This is a genomic window from Streptomyces sp. NPDC042102 (assembly GCF_055582305.1).
Map to the genome: position 1 here is coordinate 605535 of NZ_JBVJDL010000004.1, position 24812 is coordinate 630346.

Here is a 24812-nt window from a genome sequence, read left to right on the forward strand (position 1 = left end):
AGGCCCCGCCGCGGCCCCGGACGCCGTCCGGGGCCCGCACGCGGGGGTTCAGGCGCGGGTGCGGATCCGGCGGGCCAGCACCCAGCCGAGCCCCCCGGCCGCCACCGCGAGCAGGAGGTACTCCGGCAGCGGGCCGAGGCGGGTGGCGGGGGTCTCGGTGGAGCGCAGCGGGATCTCGGCGACCAGGGCGTCGGGGGTGAACATCCTGGTCTGCTGGACGATCCGGCCGTCGGGGCGGATCACGGCGCTGACGCCGCTGGTGACCGGGACGAGGACGGTCCGGCTGTGCTCGACCGCGCGGATCCGGTCCATGGCCAGCTGCTGGTAGGTCATCTGGCTCAGGCCGAACGTGGCGTTGTTGCTCGGTACGGCGATCACCTGGGCGCCGGCCCGGACGGTGGAGCGCACCGCGTCGTCGAAGGCGGCCTCGAAGCAGGTGACCATCCCGACCCGGCTGCCCGCCATGGCGAAGACACCGGGCTCCTTGCCGGGGCCGAAGTCGCGGCGCACCCGGTCCACGTCCGCGCTGAAGATCCGTACGACGGAACGCATCGGGATGCGCTCGCCGAAGGGCTGGATCTTGCGCTTGTCGTAGGTGGCGGTGGGGCCGGCGACGGGGTCCCACAGCAGCATGGAGTTGCGCAGCGGACCGGTCGGCGGCTCCAGCACGGACCCGATCGCGACGGGGACGCCGATGTCCTTGACCGCGCCGTCGATGACGCCGTACGCGTCCGGCTGGGTGTAGGGGTCGAGGTCGGAGGAGTTCTCCGGCCAGACGACGAAGTCGGGCTTGGGCACCCTGCCGGCCCGGACGTCCTCGGCCAGCTGCCTGGTGCGGTTGGCGTGGTTGTCCAGGACGGCCCGGCGCTGGGCGTTGAAGTCGAAGCCGAGCCGCGGCACGTTGCCCTGGATGACGGCGGCGACGGCGGTGCCGTCCTCGGCCGCGTCCGAGACCAGGGGGCGCGCGGCGAGGGCCGCGCCGACCGGTGCGGTCACGCTGAGCGCGGCCACGACGACGCCGGCCGTGACGCGGTCCGGCCGGGTGCGGGCGAGGCGCACGGCGTCGTAGAGCCCGAAGCCGCACAGCGCGAGCGCGAACCCGAGCAGGGGGGTGCCGCCGGCGGCCGCGAGCGGGGTGAAGAGTCCGTCGGCCTGCCCGAAGGCGAGCTTGCCCCAGGGGAAGCCGCCGAACGGGACGCGGGCGCGCAGGGCCTCCCCGGCGATCCAGACGGCCGCCGCCCACACCGGCCACGCGGGGAGCCTGCTGACGAGCGCGACGCCGAGTCCGGTGAGGCCGATGAACAGGGCCTCGACGCCGGCCAGGGCCAGCCACGGCACCGGGCCGACCTCCTCGCCGGTCCACACCAGCAGCGGCAGCATGAAACCGAGGCCGGCCAGCAGGCCGAGGCCGAACCCGGCGCGCGCCCGGCGCCCGTACAGGCAGCCGGCGAGCAGGGCGAGGGCGAACGGCGCGAGCCACCACAGGGGGCGGGGCGGGAAGCTGAGGTAGAGGAGCACACCGGCGAGCGGTGCGAGGAGGGCGCGCAGCAGGCCGGCCGGAACGGCCCGGAGCCTGCGAAGGGCCCGGAGCGCGCGGTGTTCGCCGGGGGAGGCCGGCTCAGCGCTGGGGGTGCTCTCGTCCACGCGGGTGACGCTGCTGCTCATCTGCGGAGTGTACGTCTCCGGCCCGTGGACTCAGCCCGCGAGTGCGCGCAGATGCGTACGGATGACCCGGACGGCGTTCTCGGCGTCGTCGACCGTGACGGTGAACAGCTTGCCGTCGCCGAGCAGCAGCTCCACGCCCTCGCCGCGGCGGACGATGACGGCGGTGCCCTTCTCGGGGCGCCAGCGGTAGCCCCAGCCGCCCCACTGCTGCGGGGTGATCCGGGGGACGAACTCGGCGGCCGCCACGTCGGCGAGCTTGATGGTGCGCCGGGGCAGCCCGATGTGCCCGCAGCGCACGTCCATGGTCTCGGCGTCGATGGTCACGGCGACGTGGACGAAGGCCAGGGTGCCGTAGAGGACGAGCAGCCCGGCGGCCAGGCAGCCGAAGACCGACATCACGAGGGGAACGATCCCGGCATTCCAGGTGGAGGCGACGGCGAGCTGGATGCCGAGCGCGACGAACGCCGCACCCGCGGCGGCGAGCAGCCACTGCACGCGGTTGGAAGCACGGCCGGTCCAGAGCGGACCCGGGGGGTGATCCGTCATGCTCAGCAGCGTACTCACGTTCCGCACGCACGCCACCGTCCCTGCCCCCGCCGGGGCCTCGCGGGGCCCCGGCGGTCGGGCGGGGCTCACCGGTGCAGGACCGCGGCCTCGGCCGGCTCCGGGGTCAGGGCGAGCCGGTGGCCGGTGAAGGCGGCGCGCAGGCGGCGGTCGTGGGTCACCAGGACGAGGGTGCCGGTGTAGTGGGCCAGGGCAGCCTCCAGGTCTTCCACCACGGCCGGGGCGAGGTGATTGGTCGGCTCGTCCAGCAGGAGCAGGTCGAGCGGGGTGTCGACGAGCCGCGCCAGTTCCAGCTTGCGGCGCTGGCCGGCCGAGAGGGCGCGGACGGGCCGGGTCAGGTCGGCCCGGGTCAGCAGGCCGAGCGCGGTGACCCGGTCGGCGTACTCCGGGCCGAAGGCCTCGGGTACACAGCGCCGCTCGTGCGCCCAGGGGTCGTCCTGGCGCAGGAACCCGATGCGCGGCGGTACCCGGAACGCCCCGTGGGTGGCCTCCGTCTCCCCCGCCAGGAGGCGGAGCAGCGTGGTCTTGCCGGCCCCGTTGGGCCCGGTGACCAGGAGCCGTTCGCCGGGGCCGAGCCGGAACGACACCGGCGCCAGGCGGCCGGGGAGGGCCAGTGCGTCCACGTCGACGGCGACGCCGCCGTCGGCGCCCGTGCCCGCGATCGGGATCGCGCTCGCGTTCACACCCGCGCTGAAGCGGCCGGTGAAGCGCAGCGGCTGCGGGGGCGGCGGGACCGGGTTCTCGCGCAGTCGCTCCAGCCGTTCGCGGGCGTTGCGGATCCGGCCCATCGCGCCGTGGGCGCGGGAGCGGGCCCGGAAGGCACCGGCCCCGCTGAAGCCGCGCGGCAGCTTGCGCGGGATCCCGGCCAGGCTGACGGTGTTCGTCTCGGCGAGCCGTTCGGCGTGCCGGGTCTGCGTGCACCACTCCTCGTACTCCCGCTCCCAGCGGGCGCGTTCGGCGGCGCGGGCGGTCAGGAAGCCGGCGTAGCCGTTGCCGTAGCGGTGCAGGGTGCGGCGGTCGTGGTCCACCTCCAGGATCGTGGTCGTGACGCGGTCGAGGAAGAGCCGGTCGTGGGTGACGGCGACGAGCGTGCCGCGGTGGGCGCGCAGGTGGTCCTCCAGCCAGCCGACGGCCTCGTCGTCGAGATCGTTGGTCGGCTCGTCGAGCAGCAGCAGTTCCGGTTCGGCGGCGAGGGTCGCGGCGAGGGCGAGCCGGGAGCGCTGGCCGCCGGACAGGGTGCCCAGCCGGCGGTCCGGGTCGAGCGCGGCGCGCTCGCCGAGGCGGCGCAGCGTGGTCGCGACCCGGCGCTCGGCGCCGTGGCCGCCGCGGGTGTCGTAGGCGGTCAGCAAGGCGTCGTACGCGGCGAGTCCGTCCGGGCCCGCCCGGTCCAGCCGGGCCTCGGCGGTACGGATCGCGCGTTCGAGGGCGCGGAGGTCGGCGAGCGCGAGGTCGATCGCGTCGCCGACGCGGGCGGTGGCGGGCAGGTCGAGGGTCTGGGCCAGGTGGCCGATCCCGCCGGGGGCGAGCACGGTGACCTGTCCGTGGTCGGCGCGTTCCCGGCCGGCCAGCAGGCGGAGCAGGGTGGACTTGCCGGAGCCGTTGTCACCGACGACACCGACCCGTTCGCCGGGCCGGACCGTGCAGCTGACGCGGTCGAGGACGACGTGGGTGTCGTAGCGCTTGGTGACCTCGGACAGGACGATCTGGGTGGCGGCGAGTGGAGTGCGCAAGCGCGGTTCCCTTCGTGGGCGGCAGAGGAGGATCCAAGCGAGACGATACGTCCCGTCTCGCTTCGTGGGTAAAAGATAACCGCATGAGGGACGTCGCGCAAGACGGTTCGTCTCGTCAGTCGACCTGCACCTGATGGTCGGCCCGGACGCAGCTCTCGGGGAGCAGCTCGGCGACGGGCACCGTCCGCATCCACTCCCCCGCACCGACCCGCGACGCCAGGGCGTGGCCGTCGGGGGTCACCGGACCGGTACGCCCGCCAGCAGCTGGCCCTCGGCGTAGCGCAGGGCGGCGGCCGGGATCTGCGACGCGCGGCCGCTGAGCAGGACGGTGAGGCCACCGGTGGGCGGCAGCCCGGGCTCCGGGCTCGCGCCGATGCGGCGCAGCGCCTGGAGGGCGACCGGCTCGGCGGACCCGTGGAACACCAGGTCGGCTCCCCCGGTCCGCGGCGCGAGCGCGGCGCGGATGGGCTCTTCGACGAGCTCGTAGTGGGTGCAGCCGAGCACCACGTCGGTGACGTCGGGCGGGGTCAGCTCGGCGGCCGCGGCGACGGCCCGGGCGATCGCCTCGTCGTCGGCGTACTGGACGGCATCGGCGAGCCCGGGGCAGGGCACCTCGGTGACGCGGGCCCCGGCGGCGAACTCGCGGATCAGTCCGCGCTGGTACGGGCTCCCGGTGGTGCCCGGGGTGGCCCAGATCGCCACCCGGCCGCCGGCGGCCGCCGCCGGCTTGATCGCCGGTACGGTCCCGATGACCGGGATGCCGGGCTCCAGCGCGGCGCGGAGGGCGGGCAGGGCGTGCACGGAGGCGGTGTTGCAGGCGACGATCAGCGCGTCCGGCGCCTGCGCGGCGGCCGCCCGGGCGACGGCCAGCGCACGCTCGGTGAGGTCGTCGGGCGTACGGGGGCCCCAGGGCATCCCGTCGGGGTCGGAGGAGAGCACCAGCTCGGCGTCCGGCCGCAGCCGCCGCATCGCGGCGGCCGCCGGGAGGAGGCCGATCCCGGAGTCCATGAGGGCGATCTTCACCTGGTCACCTTAGTCGACGCCCCCCGATTCCCCGTGCCGGACCCCGCCATCCGCCCGCCGGACCCCGGGACGGACCCGGACCCGGGCCGTGGCGCCACGCGGACGCACCGGGCGGGGGCCGGGTGCGGGACAGGGGGCCGCCGAGTGGGCAGACTGCCGCCATGGGGCTCCTCACCGCGGCCGCCGTCGCGGCCGTCGCCGTCTGGCTCTGGCTCACGTTCGGGCAGGGCATGTTCTGGCGGACCGACGTGACGCTGCCCGCGCGGACCGCGCCCGCCCGGTGGCCGCGGGTGGCCGTCGTCGTACCCGCCCGGGACGAGGCGGCCGTCCTCCCTCGCAGCCTGCCGTCGCTGCTCGCGCAGGACTACCCCGGCGAGGCCGAGGTGTACCTGGTCGACGACGGCAGTACGGACGGCACCGGCGAGCTCGCCCTGCGGCTGGCCCGGGAGCAGCCCGGCCTGCCGCTGACCGTCCTGCACCCCGGCGACCCGGCGCCCGGCTGGACGGGCAAGCTGTGGGCACTGCGGCACGGGATCGCGTACGCCCGTACCGCGCACCCCGCCGGCGAACCCGAGTACCTGCTGCTCACCGACGCCGATATCGCCCACGAACCGGACAGTCTGCGCGAATTGGTCGCGGCGGCGGCCTCCGGCGGCCTCGACCTCGTCTCCCAGATGGCCCGGCTGCGCGTCGCGAGCTTCTGGGAGCGGCTCGTCGTACCGGCGTTCGTGTACTTCTTCGCCCAGCTCTATCCGTTCCGCCGGATCAACCGGCCTTCCGGCCGGACCGCCGCCGCGGCCGGCGGCTGCGTCCTGCTGCGGACCGCGACCGCCGTCCGCGCGGGCGTGCCCGAGTCGATCCGGCAGGCCGTCATCGACGACGTCTCGCTCGCCCGGGCCGTCCGCGGGTGCGGCGGCCGGATCTGGCTGGGGCTGGCCGAACGCGTGGACAGCGTCCGCCCGTACCCGGGCCTGAAGGACCTGTGGCGGATGGTCTCGCGCAGCGCGTACGCGCAGCTGCGCCACCACCCGCTGCTGCTGGCCGGCACCGTCGCGGGCCTCACGCTGGTCTACCTCGTCCCCCCGGTCGCGCTGTTCGCGGGACTGGCCGCCCACCGGCCCGCCGCCGCGTGGGCGGGCGGGGCCGCCTGGCTGCTGATGGCGGGGACGTACCTGCCGATGCTGCGCCACTACCGACAGCCCGCCGCGCTCGCTCCGCTTCTGCCCCTGACCGCGTTCCTGTACCTGCTCATGACCGTCGACTCGGCCGTCCGGCACTACCGGGGACACGGGGCCGCGTGGAAGGGCCGTACCTATGCCCGCCCGAGCGACGCCTGAATCCTGCAGGAGGGCCTCTGACGCTTCATCAGACGAGCATCACCCGAGGTCACAGCGGTGTGACAGTGCGTCAGGGACGGTTCGGCACATGAGTACGAGTCATCCCAAGCGGGGGCGGAAGTGATGAATCGTGCACGTGAACGTGAAGTGAAAGGTGTGGTTCTGACCTGCGAATATGCAGGTCAGGACGGTGTTGACGACTCCTTGCTATGGACCCGGTGAAGTCGTGGGCTTAACTTATGACCCATGACCTCCCCCCGCTCCACTTATGGCGGCGGTTACTACTCCGCGCCCTCCTTCCCGGACACCCCCATCTACGACTCCCTGGTCGCAGAACGGGGTACCCCGCAGATCGCTCCGATCCGCGTGCCGGCCGCCTACGAACCCGCGCACAGCGGCTACTCGAGCGGTGGCTACCTGCCCGCACTCCCCGCCGCGCTGCCGGCCCTGCCGTCGGGTCCGTCCCCGGCCCCGCAGGGCGCTCCGGCCTACGGCTACCCGTACCAGCAGCAGGCCCAGAGCCACGCGCCGCTGCAGCACGCGCCCGCGCCGTACATCCCGCAGCAGGCGCAGCAGCCGCGCCCGGTGGCGGTGAACACCGGCTACGAGGCCATGCGCCCGGCCGCGCCGCGCCCGATGGCGGCCCCGGCCCCGGTCCCGTCCGGGATGACCTCGACCGCGCCGACCGGCATCCCCACGGGCATCCCCGCCTACCAGGACCAGTACGGCCGCCAGTACCCGGGCCGGGGGTACTGACCCTGGGCGCTGATCGGCACGCGTAGGAGGTCGGTGGGGGCGCCTGGCAGGATGCCCCCATGGCGAACTTGCATGTAGAGGCGCTCCACGTCCATCCCGTCAAGTCGGTGGCGGGCATCGCCCCCGACGAGGTGGCCGTGGAGCCCTGGGGTCTGTCCGGGGACCGGCGGTGGGCGCTGGTCGATCCCTCGGGCACGGCCCTGACCCAGCGCCAGCAGCCCCGCATGGCCCTGGCCTCGGCCCGCCCGCTCGGGGACGGCGCGCTCGCGCTGTCCGCGCCCGGTATGCCCGATCTGGTGGTCGAGGTGCCCGGGCCGGGCCCGCTGGAACCCCTCGACCTGTTCGGGAAGAAGGTCGAGACGGTGCTCGCGGCCACGGCCGCCCACGACTGGTTCAGCCGGTACCTGGGGGTCCCGGCCCGTCTCGTGCACCTGGACGACCCGGCCGTACGCCGGCCCATCGACCCGCACTACGCGCTGCCCGGCGAGACCGTCAGCCTGGCCGACGGCTACCCGCTGATGGTGGCCACCCTCGCCTCGCTGGACGCGCTCAACGCGCTGATCGCCCAGGGGGACCACCCGGAGGAGGGCCCGCTGCCGATGAATCGTTTCCGTCCCAATGTGGTCGTCTCCGGCGGCACCGCCTGGGACGAGGACCACTGGGAGCGGATCGCCATCGGCGACGTCGTCTTCCGCGGGCCCAAGAACTGCGGGCGGTGTGTCATCACCACCACCGACCAGGCCACCGCCGTGCGCGGCAGGGAGCCGCTCAAGACGCTCGGGCGGCACCGCCGCATCGGGAAGAAGCTGGTGTTCGGGCGGATGCTGATCCCGGTGGGCACGGGCACGGTCCGGGTCGGCGACGAGGTACGGATCCTGGCCGCGGGCCGGGAGTGAGTCCCGCCGAGTGAATCCCGCCCCGTGAATCCCGCCGGGTGAATTCCCGGGCCTTTCGCGGAACTCCGGCCCGGAGCGGGAACCGGCGGACCCGGCGGGACCGTTGAGTTCGTCGGGGCGCCGTACACCCACCTTTCCGGCTGACCACCGGATCGGGTGACCGGGGGCCCCGCACGGCCCCGTATGCGCGTGGACGGGGCATGGGGAGGCTGGGACGGCAGGAAGACGTCAGGCAAGGGGGTGCCCGACCGTGCGGACGGCAATGGGAGTGTGGCGTTGGCGGCGCAATCCGCTGCGCCGGGCGTGTGACCGGTTGGAGGCCTGGGTGGCCTTCGCCGCGCTGGTGTGCGTGCTGGTGGTCGCCCCGGCCGTCGGCTGCGCGGCCGGCCTGCGGGTGGACGCCACGCTGCAGCGGGCCGTGCGCGAGCAGCGGACGGAGCGGTATCTGGTGCCGGCGGTCGTGGTCCGGCCGGCGGCGGACCGGGAGGACACGGCGTCCGCCGGCCCCGCCGGGCAGGGGAAGGGGCAGGGGCAGGGGCCCGAGCGGACACGGGTCGTGGCCGCGTGGACCGCGCCGGACGGCAGCGCGCACCAGGGCACGGTGCCGGCGGCGGAGGAACCGCCGCGTCCCGGCGACCGGTTCCGGATATGGACGGACACCGCGGGCCGCCTCGTCGGCCGCCCGCTCGACGCCTCGACCGCCGTGTTCTACGCGGTCGTCGCGGGTGCGGCGGCCGCGCTGGGCACGGCGGCCCTGGCGGACACGGTGCGGCGCCTGTTCGTACGACGGCTCATGCATCGGCGGTACATACGGCTGGACCGGGCGTGGGCGGCGGCCGGACCCGACTGGGGCCGTGCGGGCGCAGGCAGCTGACCTGGCGTCTCATCCGCCCCCGGCGCGCTACGGTGGGGCGGGCGACCCAGTCGCTTCGGCAACACGAGTACCAGGGTGGGGGCACGGCAGCACATGGCTCAGGGCACGGTGCAGGTGACGCACGGCGGGGCCTCGCGGTGGCGCCGCCGCTCGGGCGAATATCCGACGCTGACCGCCGCGCTGGCCGCCGCCGGGGACGGGGACGTGCTGTCCATCGCCCCGGGCACGTACCGCGAGAACCTGGTGCTGCGTCATGCCGTCACCCTGCGCGGGCCGCAGGGCGCGGCCGGCGCGGTGCGGATCGCCCCGCCCGACGGGGTCGCCCTCACCGTGTACGCCTCGGCCGTCGTCCAGGACCTGCAGCTGGAGGGGCAGGACGGGGCGGCGCCCACGCTGCTCGTCGAGGACGGCGCGCCCGAGCTGACCGATCTGCGGGTGAGCACCCGCTCGGCGGCCGGGATCGAGGTGCGCGGCGCCACGGCCCGGCCGGTGGTGCGCCGGTGCACCGTCGAGAACCCGGCCGGGGTCGGGATCGCCGTGGCCGACGGCGGCGGCGGGGTGTTCGAGGAGTGCGAGGTGACCGCGGCCGGCCAGACCGGCATCGTGGTGCGCGACGGCGCCCACCCGCGGCTGGAGCGCTGCCGGATCCACCACACCACCGGCGCGGGCATCGCGGTGACCGGCGAGGGCTCGGGGCTGGAGGCGCTGGGCTGCGAGGTGTACGAGATCCGGGGGGCGGGTGTGCAGGTCGCCCAGCGCGCGGCGGCCCGGCTCACCGACTGCTCCGTGCACCGCACGACCGCCGACGGGGTCACCCTCGACACGGACGCGGTGCTGGCGCTGACCGGCTGCGACATCCACGACATCCCCGAGAACGCGGTCGACATGCGCGCGCGTTCGGTGCTCACGCTCAGCCGTACCTCGGTGCGCCGGTTCGGGCGCAACGGGCTGTCGGTGTGGGACCCGGGCACCCGGGTGGACGCCGAGTCCTGCGAGATCCACGACAGCACGGGCGACTACCCGGCCGTGTGGATCAGCGACGGCGCCACCGCCTCCCTCACCGACTGCCGGGTGCACGACGTACCCGACGCGCTGTTCGTCCTGGACCGGGGCTCGCGCGCCGACGTCGTCGACAGCGACCTCTCCCAGGTGCGCAGCATCGCCGTCTCCGTCAGCGACGGCGCGAGCGCGCTGCTCGACGACTGCCGGATCCGCGAGGCGGCCACCGGTGCCTGGTTCCGCGACCACGGCAGCGGCGGCACCCTCGCCAACTGCGTCATCGACGCGGTGCAGACCGGGGTGATCGTCACCAAGGGGGCCGATCCCACACTGGACCGGTGCACGGTCACCGCCGCCGCCGAGGCCGGGTTCTACGTGTCGGCGGGTGGCCGGGGCAGCTTCCGTTCCTGCCGGGTCTCGGGCAGTTCCGGCTTCGGCTTCCACGTCATCGACGGCTCCCGCACCACCCTGACCCGCTGCCACACCGAGCGCTGTGCGCGCGGGGGCTACGAGTTCGCCGAAGAGGGCCCGCTCGCCGAGGGGTGCACCAGCGACGAGTCCGTGCAGCGGCCCGGAGTCCTGGGTTCGCCGGGGACGGCGTCGGCGGCCGGCGCGCGGGCCGTGGTCACCGCCGCGCAGCCGGCGCCCGTACGCGAGGCGGAGCCCGCCGCCGTGCCCGCGCCCGTGCCCGCGGCGCGCTCCGCGGACGGGTCCGGCCCCGGGGGCGGGCGCGGTTCGGGCGAGGTGCTCGGTCAGCTCGACGCGCTGGTGGGCCTGGAGAGCGTCAAGCGTGAGGTCCGGGCGCTCACCGACATGATCGAGGTGGGCCGGCGGCGGCAGCAGGCCGGGCTCAAGGCCGCCTCGGTGCGCCGGCACCTGGTCTTCACCGGCTCCCCCGGCACCGGCAAGACCACGGTCGCCCGGCTCTACGGCGAGATCCTGGCCTCGCTCGGGGTGCTGGACCGCGGCCACCTGGTGGAGGTCTCCCGGGTGGACCTGGTGGGCGAGCACATCGGGTCCACGGCGATCCGTACGCAGGAGGCCTTCGAGCGGGCGCGCGGCGGGGTGCTGTTCATCGACGAGGCGTACGCGCTGGCGCCGGAGGACTCCGGCCGGGACTTCGGGCGCGAGGCCATCGACACGCTGGTGAAGCTGATGGAGGACCACCGGGACGCGGTGGTGGTCATCGTCGCCGGGTACACGGCGGAGATGGAGCGCTTCCTGAGGGTCAACCCGGGGGTGGCCTCCCGGTTCTCGCGGACCATCACCTTCGGGGACTACGGCCCCGAGGAGTTGCTGCGGATCGTCGGTCAGCAGGCGGAGGAGCACGAGTACCGGCTGGGCGAAGGCACCCCGGAGGCGCTGCTGGCGTACTTCACGCAGCTGCCCAAGGGCCCGGCGTTCGGCAACGGCCGCACGGCCCGGCAGACCTTCGAGGCGATGGTCGAGCGGCACGCCGGACGGGTGGCGCAGCTGTCGGAGCCGAGCACGGACGAGCTCACCCTGCTGTTCCCGGAGGATCTGCCGGGGCCGACGGCTCCCTGCTGACCCCCGGGCCCCGGTCGCCGGCCGGGTCGTGCCCCGGCTGCAGGCGCGGCGGGGGTACGTCGGTGCGCGCCGCCAGCCGGACCAGCAGCGCGTCGCGTTCGGCGGCGAACGCCGGGTCGGCCTGGTAGTCGCTGTGGCCGAGGATCGGCGCGGGCAGCGGATGGCTCGGGGTGCGCCCGTACGCGAGGGGATCGGCGAGCGGCCCCCGGTCCACCGCCGGGCCGCCGTCGGTGCCGGCCAGGACGGGCCCGCCGATGGGGTCGGTGGCCCGCCACAGGTTGCGCCAGCAGTCGACGTCGCGGTGCAGGGCGCGGAGCGGGCCGGGCCCGAAGTAGGCGGGGAACCAGCGCCCGTAGAGCCGGGTGAGCGGGGAGCCGTACGTCAGCAGCGCGACCCGGTGGCGGACCGCGGGCGGCAGCTGCCAGACGGCGGCGGCCGCCAGCACGCTGCCCTGGGAGTGCCCGGAGAGGACCAGGCGGCCGCCGGTGCGCCCGGTCCAGGTGGTCATCCGCCACGTGAGGTCGGGCACGGCGCGCTCGGCGTAACAGGGCGGCGCGAAGGGGTGGGCGGCGCGCGGCCAGAAGGTGCCGACGTCCCACAGGATCCCGATGGTGCGGCGGGCGGAGGCGTCCCGGTAGGCGCGCCGCCCCCAGGTGACGAAGAGCAGGAAGCCGAAGCCGGTCAGCCACGATCCGGCGTCCTCGGCGGCGCGGGCGGCCGCCCCGACGGCCGCGGGGGCGCTGTGCGCGGCGACGCCCGGCACCTCGCCGGTCAGCCAGGCCCCGGCGACGGCGCCCGCGCCGAGCAGCAGGGTGAGCACGGACACGGCGGCCACGAACCAGGGCGCGGAGTCGGTGAGCGAGGCGGCCGCCCGCGCCCCGGCGATCCGGCGGCTGCGGGCCCGGTCGTAGGCCTGCCCGGGGTACTCGGCGGCCACGGTGGCGGCGATCCGGCGCCGGACCCGGGCCCCGCGCACGGCGAACCGGGCGGCCAGCAGGGCCAGGACGGCCAGCAGCGGCGGCAGGACGGCGGCCTGCCAGGACAGCAGCACGGGCGGTCCGGGCAGGGGTGCGCCCGCGCGGCCGGGGGTGGCGCCGCCGTCGAGCCAGTCGGCGACCCGCTGGGCGACTCCGCCGGACATCAGCCCGCCGAGGGCCACGGCGAGCATGGCGACGGCCGGACCGCCCAGGCCCGCGAGGGCGGCCGCGCCCGTCGCGGCCCGCCGGTGCAGGCGGGCCGCGACGGCCGCCAGGGCCAGGACGCAGCCGCCCTGGCCGAGGACCAGCAGCCCGAAGAAGAGGTCGCCGGGCAGCCGGCCGGCGGAGACCCAGCCGGGCCGGGGCCAGGAGGCGTAGAGCAGGACGGCGGCCAGCAGGGCGAGGGCGCAGCCGGGCAGCAGGGTGACGGCGGCGCGGTCGAGCCGGTGGTCGGGACGGGCCTCCGTACGGCCGCGCCGGACCACGACCCACAGCACGGCGGCGGCGCCGGCGGCCAGCAGCACCTCGGCGGCCCGGCCGGCGGCGGCGAGGAGGGGGCTGCCGGCGCCGTGGTCGTAGCGGGCCACCGGTACGGCGACGGCGGCGGCGACGGTGAGCAGGCCGGCGGCGGTGTGCGCGGCGCGCAGCCGGGCGACGAGCCGGCGTCCGTACCAGAAGCCGGGGCGGCCGAGCGCGGGGGTCGCGCCGTCGTCGCCGTCCTGGTCGCCGGTGCCCGGCGGCGGGGGCTGGGACTCGTACGCGCTCCACGTGCGGTTCGACAGGTACCACAGCAGCCCGGTCAGCACGGCCGGGAGCAGGGCGGCGAGGGCGAGCCGGCGGCCGGGCCCGGCCCCGGCGCCGCCGGCGGTGGCGAGGGGGCCGAGCCAGGAGCGGGAGGCGGCGCAGCGCGCCGAGCCCGCGCACTGCCAGGCGACGAGGTCCAGGCAGACCTCGCAGGCGGCGGCGATCAGCAGCACGGTCAGGCTGAGGGCGACGAGGCGGACGAGGACCCCGTACGCGCGGACGGCGCGCGGTGGGCCGGCGGCGGCCGGGCGCGCCCAGTGGGCGAGGTTGGCGACCATGAAGGGCAGGAGCAGCAGCCACAGGGCGCGGGCCCCGTTGCCGGAGGTGAGCCGGGACCAGCAGTACGCCTCCGGGACCGGCCGGCCGGTGTACCGCCCGGCGTGCGCCTCGGCGTCGGCGTCGTCGGTGCGGCGGAAGACGGCGGCGGTGGCGTCGCCGGTGACGCGCACGGTGCGGGGATCTCCGAGGAGTTCCTCGGGGGCGGCCCCGGCCACGCCGTGGACCAGGAGTTCGAGGGCCAGGGGCGTGGGGGTGCGCTGCACGTACGGCCTCCGCTCGCGAGGGGGCAGGGCCCCGCACCAGGATGGCGCGCGGCGGGCCGGGTGCCCAGTACCCGGTCCGGCGAAGACTTCTGACGAGTCGACAGTTATGGTGGCGGCGTCCACCACCGTGCCGTATCCGATCCGAAGGGGGTACCCGTCATGGCCCGCGCACTTCGCCCCGTCGGCCTCGACTTCGCCGAGACCGCCCCGCTGCGCCTGGTGTTCGAGGCGGAGGCGGGCGCGGCGCCCGAGGCGGTCTACCGCGCACTGGCCGAGGACGTGCCGGGCTGGCCGCGCTGGTTCCGGGCGGTGACGCTGGCGCGCCCGACGCACGGCGGCGCGGGCCGGGAGGTCCGGCTGATGGGCGGGGTCCGCTTCCAGGAGACGATCATGGCGGCGGATCCGGAGTGGCGCTACGCGTACCGGGCGGACGAGACGAACGCGCCCGGTCTGCGGGCGCTGCTGGAGGAGTGGCGGCTGACCCCGGCGGGCTCCGGCACCCGGGTGCGCTGGACGTTCGCGGCCGACGGCCCGGCGCCGTTCCGGCTGGCGCTCACCGCCGCCCGGCCGGGCCTGGGTCACGCGTTCCGCACGGCGGTCCGCACCCTGGACACCCGCCTGACGGCCGGGCGCGGCTGACGGCCGGGCGCGGCTGACGGTCGCCCGGCGCCGGACCGCGTGGAGCGGCCGGCGGGCGGCGGGCGGCGGGTCACGGCGTGGGGCGGGTCACGGCGTGGGTTCGCGCCAGACGCCCGTCGTCAGCATGGTCTCGATCGTCTTCGCGTACGGCGCGATGTCCAGGCCCTGCTCGGCCAGCCACGCGTCGGAGTAGTACTTGTCGAGGTACCGGTCGCCCGGGTCGCACAGCAGGGTGACGACGCTGCCCCTGCGGCCCTCCGCCGCCATCTCCGAGACGATCTTCAGCGCGCTCCACAGCCCGGTGCCCGTCGAACCGCCCGCCTTGCGGCCGATGGCCTGCTCCAGCGCCCGGCAGGCGGCGACGCTCGCCGCGTCCGGGACCCGCATCATCCGGTCGATCGCGCCCGGCACGAAGCTCGGCTCCATGCGCGGGCGGCCGATGCCCTCGATGCGCGAGCCGCAGTCGCCCGTGACGTCCGGGTCTCCTTGCGTCCAGCCGTCGAAGAACACCGAGTTCTCCGGGTCCGGCACGCAGATCCGGGTGTCGTGCTGCATGTAGTGCACGTAGCGGGCGATGGTCGCGGACGTGCCGCCGGTCCCGGCCGTCGCGACGATCCACGTCGGCTCCGGGTACCGCTCCAGGCGCAGCTGATGGAACATCGATTCCGCGATGTTGTTGTTGCCGCGCCAGTCGGTGGCCCGCTCGGCGTAGGTGAACTGGTCCATGTAGTGGCCGCCGGTGCGCTCCGCGAGGGCCGCCGACTCCTCGTACATCTTCATCGGGTCGTCGACGAAGTGGCACGTGCCGCCGTGGAATTCGATCAGCCGGCACTTCTCGGGGCTGGTGGTGCGCGGCATCACCGCGACGAACGGGACGCCGATCAGCTTGGCGAAGTACGCCTCCGACACGGCGGTCGAGCCGGAGGAGGCCTCGATGACGGGGCGGCCCGGCCGCACCCAGCCGTTGCACAGGGCGTAGAGGAACAGCGAGCGCGCCAGGCGGTGCTTGAGGGAGCCCGTGGGGTGCGTGGACTCGTCCTTGAGGTACAGGTCGATGCCCCACTCCTCCGGGAGGGGGAAGCGCAGCAGGTGGGTGTCGGCCGAGCGGTTGGCATCCGCCTGGACCTTGCGGACGGCCTCCTTCAGCCAGTCGCGGTAGTCCGCGTCACTGCGGTCCACATCGACGGTGACGGCCGTGGTCCTGGTCGTACTCATGTGCGGTGCTCCTCGGTTTGTTCGAACCCCCTCGCTTTCGCAATGTACCCCTCCCACCTGGGCAAACAGTCACTTTGGGGATCCATATGGATCCCTTTCGGTTGCGCCGCGCGGCACCCTGGGTGACTCTGGTGAGGTCGTCACTGAGGGTGCAGCACCCGTAACACTCATGTCGGGGAGTCGCAGCCGTGATCAGTCATTCCCGCAGGCACTGCGTCGTCGAACTGCATGCCATGCCCTCGCGGATCGGCCAGGTCCGCCGGATCCTTTCGGCCCAATTGCGCTACTGGCAGCTCGACCCGCTCATAGACCCGGCTGCGCTCGGCGTGACGGAGCTGCTCAGCAACGTCCACCGCCACGCGCAGCCCGACAAGGCCTGCACGGTCGAGATCGAACTGCTGCTGGGGCGGCTCACCGTCTCCGTCCACGACAACGATCCCCGGCTGCCCGTCCTGAAGGACTCCGACCCGCTGGAGACCTGCGGCCGTGGTCTGGCCCTGGTCGAGGCGGTCAGCGAGGCCTGGGGAGCCCGCCACCGGGCCGACAGCCCGGGCAAGGTGGTCTGGTTCTCGCTGCGCGCGGCACCGGCGCCCGCCGTCCCCGCGTACCCGGTGCGCCTCGACGCGACACCGGTACGGGAGAACGCCCCGCCCGTGGGTGTAGCGGCGGCCGTCGCCGCCCCCGCCCCCGGGACCGTCACCGTCCGGGTCTGAAGGCCCGCCCGGGGCCTCTCAGGCCGGCGCGCCCAGGGTGCCCAGCGGGTCGTCGAGCACCGGCTGCCAGGCCAGTTCGGCCGCGCCCACCAGGCTGTTGTGGTCCAGGGTGCACGGCAGGATCGGTACTCCCCCGCTGCGCCCCCACAGGCTCCGGTCGGCCACCACCGCGCGCAGCCGCTCCGGGTCCGCGTGCAGCAGCTCGCGGTGCAGGCCGCCCAGGATGATCCGGTCCGGGTTGAGGATGTTCACCAGGCCCGCGAGCCCGAGGCCGAGCCGGTCGATGAGCTCCTCCGCGGCCGCCCGCACCCCCGGGTCGGCGTACTCGGTGCGCAGCAGGTCGCGCGCCTGCTGGAGCAGCGAGACCTCCGGGCCCGGCGTACGTCCGGCGGCGGTCAGGAAGGCCAGCGGGTCGGCCTCGACGTCCAGGCAGCCGCGGCTGCCGCAGTGGCAGGCCCGTCCCTCGGGGTTCACGGTGAGGTGGCCGACCTCCAGGGCCAGACCCGAACTCCCGCTGTGCAGGCGGCCGTCGAGGACCAGCGCGCCGCCGACGCCGCGGTGGCCGGTGGCCACGCACAGCAGGTGCTGGGCGCTGCGCCCGGCGCCGTGCCGGTGCTCGGCCAGCGCCGCGAGGTTGACGTCGTTGCCGGTCAGGGCCGGTCCGTCGATCCCGGCGTCCTTCACGCACCGCGCGAAGACGGCCCGTACCGGCGATCCGGGCGGCCAGGCCACGTGCAGCGGGTTGAGCGCGGTGCCCTCGGGCTCGGCGACGGCCGAGGGGACGGCCAGTCCCGCGCCGATGCAGCGGCGGCCGCTGGCGGCGAGCAGGGCGGCACCGGCCTCGACGACCGCGCCCAGCACCTGCGCCGGGTCGGCGGAGACCGTCACCTGGCCGGGTGCGGTGGCCACGATCCTGCCGCCGAGTCCGACGAGCGCGGCCCGGAAGCCGTCGGGGTGGACCTGGGCGGCGAGGGCGACCGGCCCGTCCTCGGCTACGGACAGCCGGTGCGAGGGACGGCCCTGGGTACCGCCCGCGCCGCCGGGGCTGGAGTCGACGCGGATCAGGCCCAGCGCCTCCAGTTCGGCGGCGACGGCTCCGGCGGTGGCCCGGGTGACGCCCAGCTCGGCCGTGAGCACCGCCCGCGTCGGGGCGCGGCCCGTGTGGACGAGCTCCAGCGCCGGCCCGAGTGCGCCGCGACCCCGCTCCAGCTTGCTGCGCGTGGACCCGGTGGTGCCGTTGCCGTTCCCATTCATGACAGCGATCCTCGCATGATCGGAGCACCGTCAGCGGCCGGGGCCCGCTCCCGCTCCGGGGCCCGGCCCGGACGGCCCCAGGCCGCCGACCCGCAGGGTGATGTTGAGCCGCCCCGCCAGCCCCAGGTCCGGCGGGGCGGTGCCGGGCAGCACCTTGGGAACCCCGTGGTAGGCCCGCCGGGCGGGGCCGCCGAAGACGAACAGGTCGCCGCTGCGCAACTCCACGTCCCGGTACGGGCGCCCGCGCGAGGAGGTGTTGCCGAAGCGGAACAGGCAGGTGTCGCCGAGGCTGAGCGAGACCACCGGTGCCCCGGAGCGCTCCTCGGCGTCGCGGTGCATGCCCATGCGGGCGTCGCCGTCGTAGAAGTTGATCAGCGCGATGTCGTACGCGGGCCCGCCCGCCGCCACCGGGCCGTCCACGCCCGAGTCGTCCATGCCCGGGTCGTCCCTGCCCGGGTCGTCCGCCGCCGGCCCGAACGCTGCCGTGACGGCCGCCCGGCCCAGCTCGGCGAGCCACCCGGGCATCGCCTTCACCGGGGCGCCGTCGCCGTCCACGGCGGTGCGCGCGTAGCCGTACGGGTACCAGTGCAGTCCCAGGCACACCTGCCGGGCGGTCATCGTCCCGCCGCCGGGGGTGCGGACGGTGCGCAGTCCCGCGGGCGGCCGCGCCCACTCCCGGCAGGCCTCGACCAGCTCCCGCTGGCGGGCCGGCCCGAGCCAGTCGGGAACGTGCACGGCGCCGGAGACGATCTCCATCCGCTCGCGCGGGAACAGTTCCTCGCTCATACGTCCCCATGATGACGGGTCGGATGCCAGACTCGCCGTATGGAGATCAGCGAGTACGTGAAGACGCTGGAGCGGGAAGGCCAGTTGCTGGCGGACACCGCCGAACGGGCCGGCACAGAGGCCTGGGTGCCCACCTGTCCCGACTGGCACGTGGCCGATCTGCTCCGGCACACCGGATCGGTGCACCGCTGGGCGACCGGCTTCGTCGCGGAGGGCCTGCTGGAGGGCGGGTCCTGGACGCAGGCGCCGGAGCACACCGGCGCCGAGCTGCTGGCCTGGTTCCGCGAGGGGCACGCCGCCCTGGTGGCCGCGCTGACCGAGGCGCCGGCCGATCTGCAGTGCTGGACGTTCCTGCCGACCGCGCCCACACCGCTCGGCTTCTGGGCCCGGCGGCAGGCCCACGAGACGACGGTGCACCGGATGGACGCGGAGTCGGCGCTGGGCGGCGCCTTCTCGCCGCTGGAGGCGTCGTTCGCCGAGGACGGTATCGACGAGCTGCTCACCGGCTTCCACGCCCGTCCGCGCAGCCGGGTGCGGACGCCGGAAGCCAAGGTGCTGCGGGTGCGGGCCGCCGACACCGGCGCGGTGTGGACGGTCCACCTGTCGCAGGAGCCGCCCCGTACCGTACGCGACGACGCGGGCGAGGCCGACTGCGAGGCGATCGGCGAGGCGACCTGGCTCTACACGGCCCTGTGGAACCGGACGCCGCTGGCCGGGCCCGGGGTGAGCGGGGACCTGGCCGTGGCCCGGCTGTGGAGCGAGAATGCCGGGATCTGAACCGGGATCGGAGGACGCCGGTGTGACCGTGGGTGCGCGCGGGCACACTGCGCGCATGGGCAGAGACGGGCGGCGCACGCAGGCGGACAAGGACGCGATCACGATCGAGATCGGATACGCGATCTTCAGCGGCGTGTTCGCCGCCGCCCTGACGTACGGCGCGGTGGCCGGGCCCGCCCTCCTGTTCGACCTGCCGCACCGGGTGGAGACGGCCCTGATGACGGCCGGCGGGATCCTGGCGACCACCGTCTTCGTCCTGCGCGCCACGCACCTGCTGTGGCGCTTCGCGCGCCGGCCGGAGAACGACGGGCGCTAGTACCGCGACCGGAAAGGGCACGGCACCAGGGCCGCGACCGGACGGGTTGGCCGGGGCACGGCACTGGTGCCCCGATCGGAAAGGCTCACCGGGGCACGGCGCCAGGAGGGGCTTGCGGGTCAGCGGCGCCGGGTGAGCAGCTCCGCCAGGTGATCGGCGAAGTCGGTGAGCCGGTCCCGCCCCGGTCCCCGGCGGGCGCGGCGGAAGCCGTGGTGGCGACCCCAGAAGGCGGCCTGGACCGCATGGAGCTGGGCCCAGCGCCTGACCCGTTCGCGGTCGAGCTCCGCGGCCTCGGCGAACACGTCCAGGACGCGGTGGACGGCCCCGCGCAGGTCGTCGGCCTCCAGGAGCGCGAGCGCCCGGGACTTGAGCAGGGTGCCGCCGTCGTAGGCGGGGTCCCCCGCGTACCCCTTGGGGTCGACGGCCAGCCACGGCTCGCGGTCGGCGCGCAGGATGTTGCGGGCATGGAGGTCGCCGTGGACCAGGATGTCCGGCTGGACCCGGCCCAGCTCGCGGACGGTGGCCACGGCGGCGTCCACCACGCGGGCCGGCAGGGCGTGCGCCAGCTCCCGGGCGTCCCCGCGCAGGCCCTCCTCCCAGGCGCTGGCCTGCTCGGACAGCCGGGGCAGATGGGCCGGTGCCGGAACGGCCAGCCGGCGGCCCAGCCGGGCCGCGACCGTCACCAGCTCGTCGCCGTCCGCCAGCTCCGCGAGCGTCTCGGCCCGGACGCGCTCCAGCAGCATCGCGAACCGCTCGTCGTCACGCTCGTGCAGCACCACGGCCCCGCGCCCGCCCCACGCCGCGAACGCGTCCGGCTCGTGGACGTTGCCGGGGTGCGGAAAGGACACCTTGAGCACGGCGGCCCCCCCGTCGTGCCGGCGCACCGGGACGACGGCGCCGACGCCCCCGTGCATGACCCGCCCGTCCGGGACGCACCCCCACCGCGCCAGCAGCTCCTCCACGATCCCCGGCAGCTCGGCGAGCCACGCCGACCCGGCGTCCCCCTCGCGCGCGAGCGTGGTCCGCGCGAACTCCTCCGGCACAGCGATCATCCGGGCACCCTACGCGTCGGCGCGTGGCGACGGCATCAGGCCCACCGCGTGGGCGAGTTGGGCGGCGGCGTGGGTGAAGAAGGCCTCGCGGTCCTCGACGACCCGGTTGAACTGGCCGAAGGCCTCGAAGGAGATGAGGCCGGTCAGCTGGGCCCAGGCGGCGACCAGGGCCGCGGTCACCTCGGGCGGCAGGCCCTCGGCGAAGTCGGCGGTCATGCGCGCGGCTTCGGGACGCAGGGCCGCCGGCAGCGGGGGCAGGGCGAGGCCGCGGCCCGCGTGGGCGGCGCGGGCGATGGAGATGAAGGCGTTGCCGACGCGGGAGGCGGGGCCGACGGTGGCCTGGGGGGCGGAGTAGCCGGGGACGGGGGAACCGTAGATGAGGGCGTACTCGTGGGGGTGGGCGAGGGCCCAGTCGCGGACGGCCCGGCAGACGGCGATCCAGCTGTCGTGCGGCGGGGCGGTCGCGGTGCGGGCGCGGGCCGCCTCGGCGGCGGCGCCGACGCTGTCGTACGCGTCGATGATCAACGCGGTCAGCAGGTCGTCGCGGCTGGGGAAGTAGCGGTAGAGGGCGGAGGAGACCATGCCGAGCTCGCGGGCGACGGCGCGGAGCGAGAGTTTCGCCGCGCCCTCCGCCGCGAGCCGGCGGCGCGCCTCGTCCTTGATGGCGGCAGTGACCTCGATACGGGCCCGTTCCCTGGCCCCACGCACGGTGCTCATACCGGTCAGTATGCCATGCGTTCAGAGCACTGCACAGAAATCGGAGCATTGATTCAATTCGAGAGCAGTGCTCTTGATTCGGCGCACCGATCCGTGCACACTGATCTCAAGCGAGAGCGGTGCTCTCGAAGCGCCAGAGCGACAGCCGGCGCACGACCGACGGAGGACCACCATGAGCACGCACTACGTCCAGGCGAGCCCCCTCGCGGTGAAGTTCAACGGGCTCATCGGCAAGCTGGCGCGCCTCGGCATCAGCCTGGGCGGCACCGCCGAGCTGTCGGTACGCGGCCGCACGTCCGGCCGGATGCAGCGCGTCCCGGTCAACCCGCACACCCACGACGGCGCGCAGTACCTGGTCTCCGCCCGCGGCCATTCCCAGTGGGTCCGCAACATGCGCGCCGCGGGCGGCGGCGAGCTGCGCGTGGGCCGCAGGGTGCGCGCGTTCACCGTCACCGAGCTGTCCGACCCGGCCGAGAAGGCCGCCGTCCTGCGGACGTACCTGGAGCGGTGGGGCTGGGAGGTCAACCGGTTCTTCCAGGGGGTGACCGCCACGTCCTCGGAGGAGGAGCTGCGTGCGGCCGCGGCCGACCATCCGGTCTTCCGGATCTCCCTCACGGGCTGACCCTTACGGGCTGACCGAATGCCCTGCCCCGCGCCGCCCGCGCGCCGCCCGCGCATCGGCTACGCCGGCCCCTGCTCCGGACCCGGGCCCCGCCCCGCACCCCGCTCCGGCTCCTGCGACGCCCGCGCCTGCCGGCGGTCCAGGGCGTGCAGCGCCCGGCGCGCGACCGGGGACGTCCGCACCATGTCGGCCAGGTTCGCCGAACCGCGGGTGATCCGGGCGAACGCCCGCCACGCCGGCCGGAAGCCGGTGATCGTCGCGTGCAGCAGGCCCGGCCGGGACTCGAACACGGTCAGCATCCGCTTGCCGACGCCCATCTCCACACCCAGCCCGGCCTTGATGGCGAAGGCGTAGTTCAGCGCCTGCCGGCGCGCGTCCACCGCGTCCTGCGCCTCGGCGATCTTCACCGCCCACTCCCCCGCCAGCCGCCCGGAGCGCAGCGCGAAGGAGATGCCCTCCCTGGTCCACGGCTCCAGCAGTCCGGCCGCGTCGCCCGCCACCAGCACCCGCCCGCGCGAGAGCGGCGAGTCCGGCTTGCGACAACGCGTCAGGTGGCCGGAGGAGACGGCCGGCTCGAAGCCCGCCAGTCCCAGCCGGGCGATGAAGTCCTCCAGGTAGCGCTTGGTCGCCGCGCCCTCGCCCTTGGTGGCGATGACACCGACGGTCAGCGTGTCGCCCTTGGGGAACACCCAGCCGTAACTGCCCGGCAGCGGACCCCAGTCGATCAGGACGCGGCCCTTCCAGTCCTCGGCGACCGTCGGCGGGACCGGGATCTCCGCCTCCAGGCCCAGGTCCACCTGGTCCATCTCCACACCGACGTGCGCGCCGATCCGGCTCGCGCTGCCGTCCGCGCCGACCACCGACCGGGCCAGCACGACCTCGCCGTCCCCGAGCACCACGGCGACGGTACGCCGGTCGGGCACCGCCGGCCCGTGCTGCTCGACGCGCGCCACCGCCGTACCCGTACGGACCGTGGCGCCGGCCTTCTCGGCCTCGGCGACCAGCGCGGCGTCGAACTCCGGCCGGTTGATGAGCCCGAAGAGCATGCCCTTGGAGCGCCGGGTCCGGGTCAGCCTGCCGTTCAGCGAGAAGGTGACGGCGTGGATCCGGTCCTTGAAGGGCAGCACGAAGCCCGGCGGCAGGGCGTCGCGCGAAGGGCCGATGATGCCGCCGCCGCAGGTCTTGTAGCGCGGCAGCTCGGCCTTCTCCAGCAGCAGCACCCGCCGCCCGGAACCCGCCGCCGCGTACGCGGCCGATGCCCCGGCGGGCCCGGCGCCGACCACGACCACGTCCCACACCTCACCGGACCCGCCGCTCCCGCCGGCCGAGCCCTGCGCCCCCTCGGCGGCCTGCCCCGCCGCGCCCTGTACGTCGTCGCTGCTCACGTGTGCTGCTGCTCCTGATCGCCCGGTTGCTCCGCTGCCCGCCAAATCCTACGGCGAACGGCCGGGAAGGCCGCCTCGTCCCACTGTGCGAGGATCGGAACCGACTTCGCCGTACCCGGCCTACGCAGAACAACGTCGCACCCAAGAGGAGCGTGCCCATGCCGTCCCATCCGATCGCCGAGACCGTCGCCTCGTTGATGCCCCGCGCCCAGCAGGAGCTTGCCGAGCTGGTGGCCTTCCAGTCGGTCGCGGACTGGGCCCAGTTCCCGCGCAGCGAGAGCGAGAAGGCCGCGAACTGGGTGGCGGCCGCGCTGCGCGCCGAGGACTTCCAGGACGTCGCCCTGCTGGACACCCCCGACGGCACCCAGTCGGTGTACGGCTTCCTGCCCGGCCCCGAGGGCGCGCCGACCGTGCTGCTGTACGCGCACTACGACGTGCAGCCGCCGCTGGACGACGCCGCCTGGATCTCCCCGGCGTTCGAGCTGACCGAGCGCGACGGCCGCTGGTACGGGCGCGGTGCGGCCGACTGCAAGGGCGGCTTCATCATGCACCTGCTGGCGCTGCGCGCGCTGAAGGCCAACGGTGGTGTGCCGGTGAGCGTGAAGGTCATCGTCGAGGGTTCCGAGGAACAGGGCACGGGCGGCCTCCAGCAGTACGCCGAGGCCAACCCCGGGCTGCTGACCGCCGACACCATCGTCATCGGCGACGCGGGCAACTTCCGTACCGGCCTGCCGACGGTGACCGCGACCCTGCGCGGCATGACCCTGCTCAAGGTCAAGATCGACACGCTGGCCGGAAACCTGCACTCGGGCATGTTCGGCGGCGCCGCGCCCGACGCGCTGGCGGCCCTGATCAAGGTGCTGGACTCGCTGCGCGCGGCGGACGGTTCCACCACGGTGGACGGGCTGGCCTCGGACGGCGTCTGGGACGGCCTGCAGTACCCGGAGGCGGACTTCCGTGCCGACGCGAAGGTGCTCGACGGCGTCGAACTGATCGGTGAGGGCACGGTCGCCGACCGGCTGTGGGCCCGTCCGGCCGTGACCGTGCTGGGCATCGACTGCCCGCCGGTCATCGGTGCGACGCCGTCGGTGCACGCGAGCGCGGGTGCGCTGATCAGCCTGCGCATTCCGCCGGGCGTGGACACGGCCGAGGCCATCAAGCTGCTGCAGGCGCACCTGGTCGCGCACACACCGTGGAAGGCGCGCCTGGAGCTGGAAGTCGTCGGCCAGGGCCAGCCGTTCCAGGCGGACACCGACAGCCCGGCGTACGCGTCGATGGCGGCGGCGATGAAGGTGGCCTACCCGGGTCAGGAGATGCAGATCGCGGGCATGGGCGGATCGATTCCGCTGTGCAACGCGCTGACCTCGCTCTACCCGGAGGCGGAGATGCTGCTGATCGGGCTGAGCGAGCCGGCGGCGCAGATCCACGCGGTCAACGAGAGCGTGTCGCCGGAGGAGCTGGAGCGGCTGTCGGTGGTCGAGGCGCTGTTCCTGGTGAACTACGCGGAGTCCAAGCGGCCGTAGGCACCACCACCGCCGGCCACCGGGCCGTCAGGCCACCCCGGCCGCACCGGCCACCGTCCGCCCAGGGCCTCACACGGCCCTGGGCGGACGTGTGTCCC

At 75.2% G+C, this 24812-nt stretch carries 23 protein-coding genes; 11 read left to right on the forward strand and 12 right to left on the reverse strand.

Going from position 1 to position 24812, the window contains the following annotated elements:
• Nucleotides 1–48: 48 nt before the first annotated feature.
• The 5 genes from lnt to ACZ6KO_RS20820 form a co-directional block, all read right to left on the reverse strand.
• On the reverse strand, nucleotides 49–1665 hold the full coding sequence (gene lnt / locus ACZ6KO_RS20800) for an apolipoprotein N-acyltransferase (RefSeq protein WP_469305463.1): 1617 nt from the start codon (nucleotides 1663–1665) through the stop codon (nucleotides 49–51).
• Between the two features lie 30 nt (nucleotides 1666–1695).
• Complete coding sequence (locus tag ACZ6KO_RS20805) at nucleotides 1696–2211, reverse strand: hypothetical protein (RefSeq protein ID WP_469305464.1); 516 nt, start codon at nucleotides 2209–2211, stop codon at nucleotides 1696–1698.
• An 86-nt stretch (nucleotides 2212–2297) separates the two neighbouring features.
• A complete protein-coding gene (locus tag ACZ6KO_RS20810; protein ID WP_469305465.1) occupies nucleotides 2298–3959 on the reverse strand; it encodes an ABC-F family ATP-binding cassette domain-containing protein in 1662 nt (553 codons plus the stop codon).
• Between the two features lie 115 nt (nucleotides 3960–4074).
• A complete protein-coding gene (locus tag ACZ6KO_RS20815) occupies nucleotides 4075–4200 on the reverse strand; it encodes a hypothetical protein (protein ID WP_469305466.1) in 126 nt (41 codons plus the stop codon).
• Nucleotides 4197–4982 carry a glutamate racemase gene (locus tag ACZ6KO_RS20820; RefSeq protein WP_401446324.1) on the reverse strand — a complete coding sequence of 262 codons (786 nt, stop codon included), beginning with the start codon at nucleotides 4980–4982 and terminating at the stop codon, nucleotides 4197–4199. Before ACZ6KO_RS20820 ends, ACZ6KO_RS20815 begins: the two co-directional genes overlap by 4 nt.
• A gap of 161 nt (nucleotides 4983–5143) precedes the next feature.
• Here ACZ6KO_RS20820 and ACZ6KO_RS20825 point away from each other — a divergent pair, with 161 nt between their 5' ends.
• From ACZ6KO_RS20825 to ACZ6KO_RS20845, 5 genes are all read left to right on the forward strand, one after another.
• Complete coding sequence (locus ACZ6KO_RS20825; protein ID WP_469305467.1) at nucleotides 5144–6319, forward strand: glycosyltransferase; 1176 nt, start codon at nucleotides 5144–5146, stop codon at nucleotides 6317–6319.
• A gap of 246 nt (nucleotides 6320–6565) precedes the next feature.
• Nucleotides 6566–7075, forward strand: coding sequence for a DUF6643 family protein (locus ACZ6KO_RS20830; RefSeq protein ID WP_469305468.1), 510 nt, complete (start codon nucleotides 6566–6568; stop codon nucleotides 7073–7075).
• Nucleotides 7076–7134: 59 nt separating this feature from the next.
• The gene (locus tag ACZ6KO_RS20835) at nucleotides 7135–7971 is read left to right on the forward strand and encodes an MOSC domain-containing protein (RefSeq protein WP_469305469.1); all 837 of its coding nucleotides are present in this window, start codon (nucleotides 7135–7137) and stop codon (nucleotides 7969–7971) included.
• 262 nt (nucleotides 7972–8233) lie between these two features.
• The gene (locus ACZ6KO_RS20840; protein ID WP_469305470.1) at nucleotides 8234–8845 is read left to right on the forward strand and encodes an Rv1733c family protein; all 612 of its coding nucleotides are present in this window, start codon (nucleotides 8234–8236) and stop codon (nucleotides 8843–8845) included.
• Between the two features lie 93 nt (nucleotides 8846–8938).
• Nucleotides 8939–11392: a right-handed parallel beta-helix repeat-containing protein gene (locus ACZ6KO_RS20845; protein ID WP_469305471.1), complete on the forward strand. Its 2454-nt coding sequence runs from the start codon at nucleotides 8939–8941 to the stop codon at nucleotides 11390–11392.
• Here the strand turns inward: ACZ6KO_RS20845 and ACZ6KO_RS20850 are convergent.
• Nucleotides 11343–13742, reverse strand: a complete 2400-nt coding sequence (locus tag ACZ6KO_RS20850; RefSeq protein WP_469305718.1) for a hypothetical protein — start codon at nucleotides 13740–13742, stop codon at nucleotides 11343–11345. The genes ACZ6KO_RS20845 and ACZ6KO_RS20850 overlap by 50 nt on opposite strands.
• Before the next feature lie 132 nt (nucleotides 13743–13874).
• Here ACZ6KO_RS20850 and ACZ6KO_RS20855 point away from each other — a divergent pair, with 132 nt between their 5' ends.
• Nucleotides 13875–14354: an SRPBCC family protein gene (locus ACZ6KO_RS20855; protein ID WP_469305472.1), complete on the forward strand. Its 480-nt coding sequence runs from the start codon at nucleotides 13875–13877 to the stop codon at nucleotides 14352–14354.
• A gap of 87 nt (nucleotides 14355–14441) precedes the next feature.
• Here ACZ6KO_RS20855 and cds1 read toward each other — a convergent pair whose 3' ends face one another.
• Nucleotides 14442–15569 (reverse strand): L-cysteine desulfhydrase Cds1, encoded by a 1128-nt coding sequence (cds1, locus tag ACZ6KO_RS20860; protein WP_469305473.1) that lies wholly within the window; start codon nucleotides 15567–15569, stop codon nucleotides 14442–14444.
• Between the two features lie 188 nt (nucleotides 15570–15757).
• Here cds1 and ACZ6KO_RS20865 point away from each other — a divergent pair, with 188 nt between their 5' ends.
• Nucleotides 15758–16282 (forward strand): ATP-binding protein, encoded by a 525-nt coding sequence (locus tag ACZ6KO_RS20865; protein WP_469305474.1) that lies wholly within the window; start codon nucleotides 15758–15760, stop codon nucleotides 16280–16282.
• Between the two features lie 18 nt (nucleotides 16283–16300).
• On the opposite strand, the gene ACZ6KO_RS20870 is transcribed toward ACZ6KO_RS20865, so the two are convergent.
• Both ACZ6KO_RS20870 and ACZ6KO_RS20875 read right to left on the reverse strand, forming a co-directional pair.
• The gene (locus ACZ6KO_RS20870; RefSeq protein WP_469305475.1) at nucleotides 16301–17536 is read right to left on the reverse strand and encodes an ROK family protein; all 1236 of its coding nucleotides are present in this window, start codon (nucleotides 17534–17536) and stop codon (nucleotides 16301–16303) included.
• A 30-nt stretch (nucleotides 17537–17566) separates the two neighbouring features.
• Nucleotides 17567–18322: an alpha-ketoglutarate-dependent dioxygenase AlkB family protein gene (locus ACZ6KO_RS20875; RefSeq protein WP_469305476.1), complete on the reverse strand. Its 756-nt coding sequence runs from the start codon at nucleotides 18320–18322 to the stop codon at nucleotides 17567–17569.
• 39 nt (nucleotides 18323–18361) lie between these two features.
• Between ACZ6KO_RS20875 and ACZ6KO_RS20880 the strand changes: the two genes are divergently transcribed.
• Together ACZ6KO_RS20880 and ACZ6KO_RS20885 are read left to right on the forward strand one after the other, a co-directional pair.
• Nucleotides 18362–19099 carry a maleylpyruvate isomerase family mycothiol-dependent enzyme gene (locus tag ACZ6KO_RS20880; protein ID WP_469305477.1) on the forward strand — a complete coding sequence of 246 codons (738 nt, stop codon included), beginning with the start codon at nucleotides 18362–18364 and terminating at the stop codon, nucleotides 19097–19099.
• Between the two features lie 55 nt (nucleotides 19100–19154).
• Nucleotides 19155–19415, forward strand: coding sequence for a DUF6332 family protein (locus ACZ6KO_RS20885; protein ID WP_469305478.1), 261 nt, complete (start codon nucleotides 19155–19157; stop codon nucleotides 19413–19415).
• A 119-nt stretch (nucleotides 19416–19534) separates the two neighbouring features.
• Here ACZ6KO_RS20885 and ACZ6KO_RS20890 read toward each other — a convergent pair whose 3' ends face one another.
• Nucleotides 19535–20467, reverse strand: coding sequence for an aminoglycoside phosphotransferase family protein (locus ACZ6KO_RS20890; RefSeq protein WP_469305479.1), 933 nt, complete (start codon nucleotides 20465–20467; stop codon nucleotides 19535–19537).
• 9 nt (nucleotides 20468–20476) lie between these two features.
• The gene (locus tag ACZ6KO_RS20895) at nucleotides 20477–21184 is read right to left on the reverse strand and encodes a TetR/AcrR family transcriptional regulator (RefSeq protein ID WP_469305480.1); all 708 of its coding nucleotides are present in this window, start codon (nucleotides 21182–21184) and stop codon (nucleotides 20477–20479) included.
• A 172-nt stretch (nucleotides 21185–21356) separates the two neighbouring features.
• Between ACZ6KO_RS20895 and ACZ6KO_RS20900 the strand changes: the two genes are divergently transcribed.
• Nucleotides 21357–21806, forward strand: coding sequence for a nitroreductase family deazaflavin-dependent oxidoreductase (locus tag ACZ6KO_RS20900; RefSeq protein WP_469305481.1), 450 nt, complete (start codon nucleotides 21357–21359; stop codon nucleotides 21804–21806).
• Between the two features lie 59 nt (nucleotides 21807–21865).
• Here ACZ6KO_RS20900 and ACZ6KO_RS20905 read toward each other — a convergent pair whose 3' ends face one another.
• Nucleotides 21866–23104: a geranylgeranyl reductase family protein gene (locus tag ACZ6KO_RS20905; RefSeq protein ID WP_469305719.1), complete on the reverse strand. Its 1239-nt coding sequence runs from the start codon at nucleotides 23102–23104 to the stop codon at nucleotides 21866–21868.
• 245 nt (nucleotides 23105–23349) lie between these two features.
• On the opposite strand from ACZ6KO_RS20905, the gene ACZ6KO_RS20910 reads away from it, so the two are divergent.
• On the forward strand, nucleotides 23350–24714 hold the full coding sequence (locus tag ACZ6KO_RS20910; RefSeq protein ID WP_469305482.1) for a M20/M25/M40 family metallo-hydrolase: 1365 nt from the start codon (nucleotides 23350–23352) through the stop codon (nucleotides 24712–24714).
• The last annotated feature ends 98 nt before the right edge of the window (nucleotides 24715–24812 follow it).

Bases quoted from the DNA above. Each gene is read 5' to 3' on its own strand.
- ACZ6KO_RS20855 (WP_469305472.1), top strand. From the start codon at position 13,875: ATGGCCCGCGCACTTCGCCCCGTCGGCCTCGACTTCGCCGAGACCGCC.
- ACZ6KO_RS20910 (WP_469305482.1), top strand. From the start codon at position 23,350: ATGCCGTCCCATCCGATCGCCGAGACCGTCGCCTCGTTGATGCCCCGC.
- cds1 (WP_469305473.1), bottom strand. From the start codon at position 15,569: ATGAGTACGACCAGGACCACGGCCGTCACCGTCGATGTGGACCGCAGT.
- ACZ6KO_RS20845 (WP_469305471.1), top strand. From the start codon at position 8,939: ATGGCTCAGGGCACGGTGCAGGTGACGCACGGCGGGGCCTCGCGGTGG.
- ACZ6KO_RS20890 (WP_469305479.1), bottom strand. From the start codon at position 20,467: ATGATCGCTGTGCCGGAGGAGTTCGCGCGGACCACGCTCGCGCGCGAG.
- ACZ6KO_RS20805 (WP_469305464.1), bottom strand. From the start codon at position 2,211: ATGACGGATCACCCCCCGGGTCCGCTCTGGACCGGCCGTGCTTCCAAC.
- ACZ6KO_RS20840 (WP_469305470.1), top strand. From the start codon at position 8,234: ATGGGAGTGTGGCGTTGGCGGCGCAATCCGCTGCGCCGGGCGTGTGAC.
- ACZ6KO_RS20825 (WP_469305467.1), top strand. From the start codon at position 5,144: ATGGGGCTCCTCACCGCGGCCGCCGTCGCGGCCGTCGCCGTCTGGCTC.
- ACZ6KO_RS20870 (WP_469305475.1), bottom strand. From the start codon at position 17,536: ATGAATGGGAACGGCAACGGCACCACCGGGTCCACGCGCAGCAAGCTG.
- lnt (WP_469305463.1), bottom strand. From the start codon at position 1,665: ATGAGCAGCAGCGTCACCCGCGTGGACGAGAGCACCCCCAGCGCTGAG.
- ACZ6KO_RS20880 (WP_469305477.1), top strand. From the start codon at position 18,362: ATGGAGATCAGCGAGTACGTGAAGACGCTGGAGCGGGAAGGCCAGTTG.
- ACZ6KO_RS20830 (WP_469305468.1), top strand. From the start codon at position 6,566: ATGACCTCCCCCCGCTCCACTTATGGCGGCGGTTACTACTCCGCGCCC.
- ACZ6KO_RS20835 (WP_469305469.1), top strand. From the start codon at position 7,135: ATGGCGAACTTGCATGTAGAGGCGCTCCACGTCCATCCCGTCAAGTCG.
- ACZ6KO_RS20875 (WP_469305476.1), bottom strand. From the start codon at position 18,322: ATGAGCGAGGAACTGTTCCCGCGCGAGCGGATGGAGATCGTCTCCGGC.
- ACZ6KO_RS20885 (WP_469305478.1), top strand. From the start codon at position 19,155: ATGGGCAGAGACGGGCGGCGCACGCAGGCGGACAAGGACGCGATCACG.
- ACZ6KO_RS20895 (WP_469305480.1), bottom strand. From the start codon at position 21,184: ATGAGCACCGTGCGTGGGGCCAGGGAACGGGCCCGTATCGAGGTCACT.
- ACZ6KO_RS20900 (WP_469305481.1), top strand. From the start codon at position 21,357: ATGAGCACGCACTACGTCCAGGCGAGCCCCCTCGCGGTGAAGTTCAAC.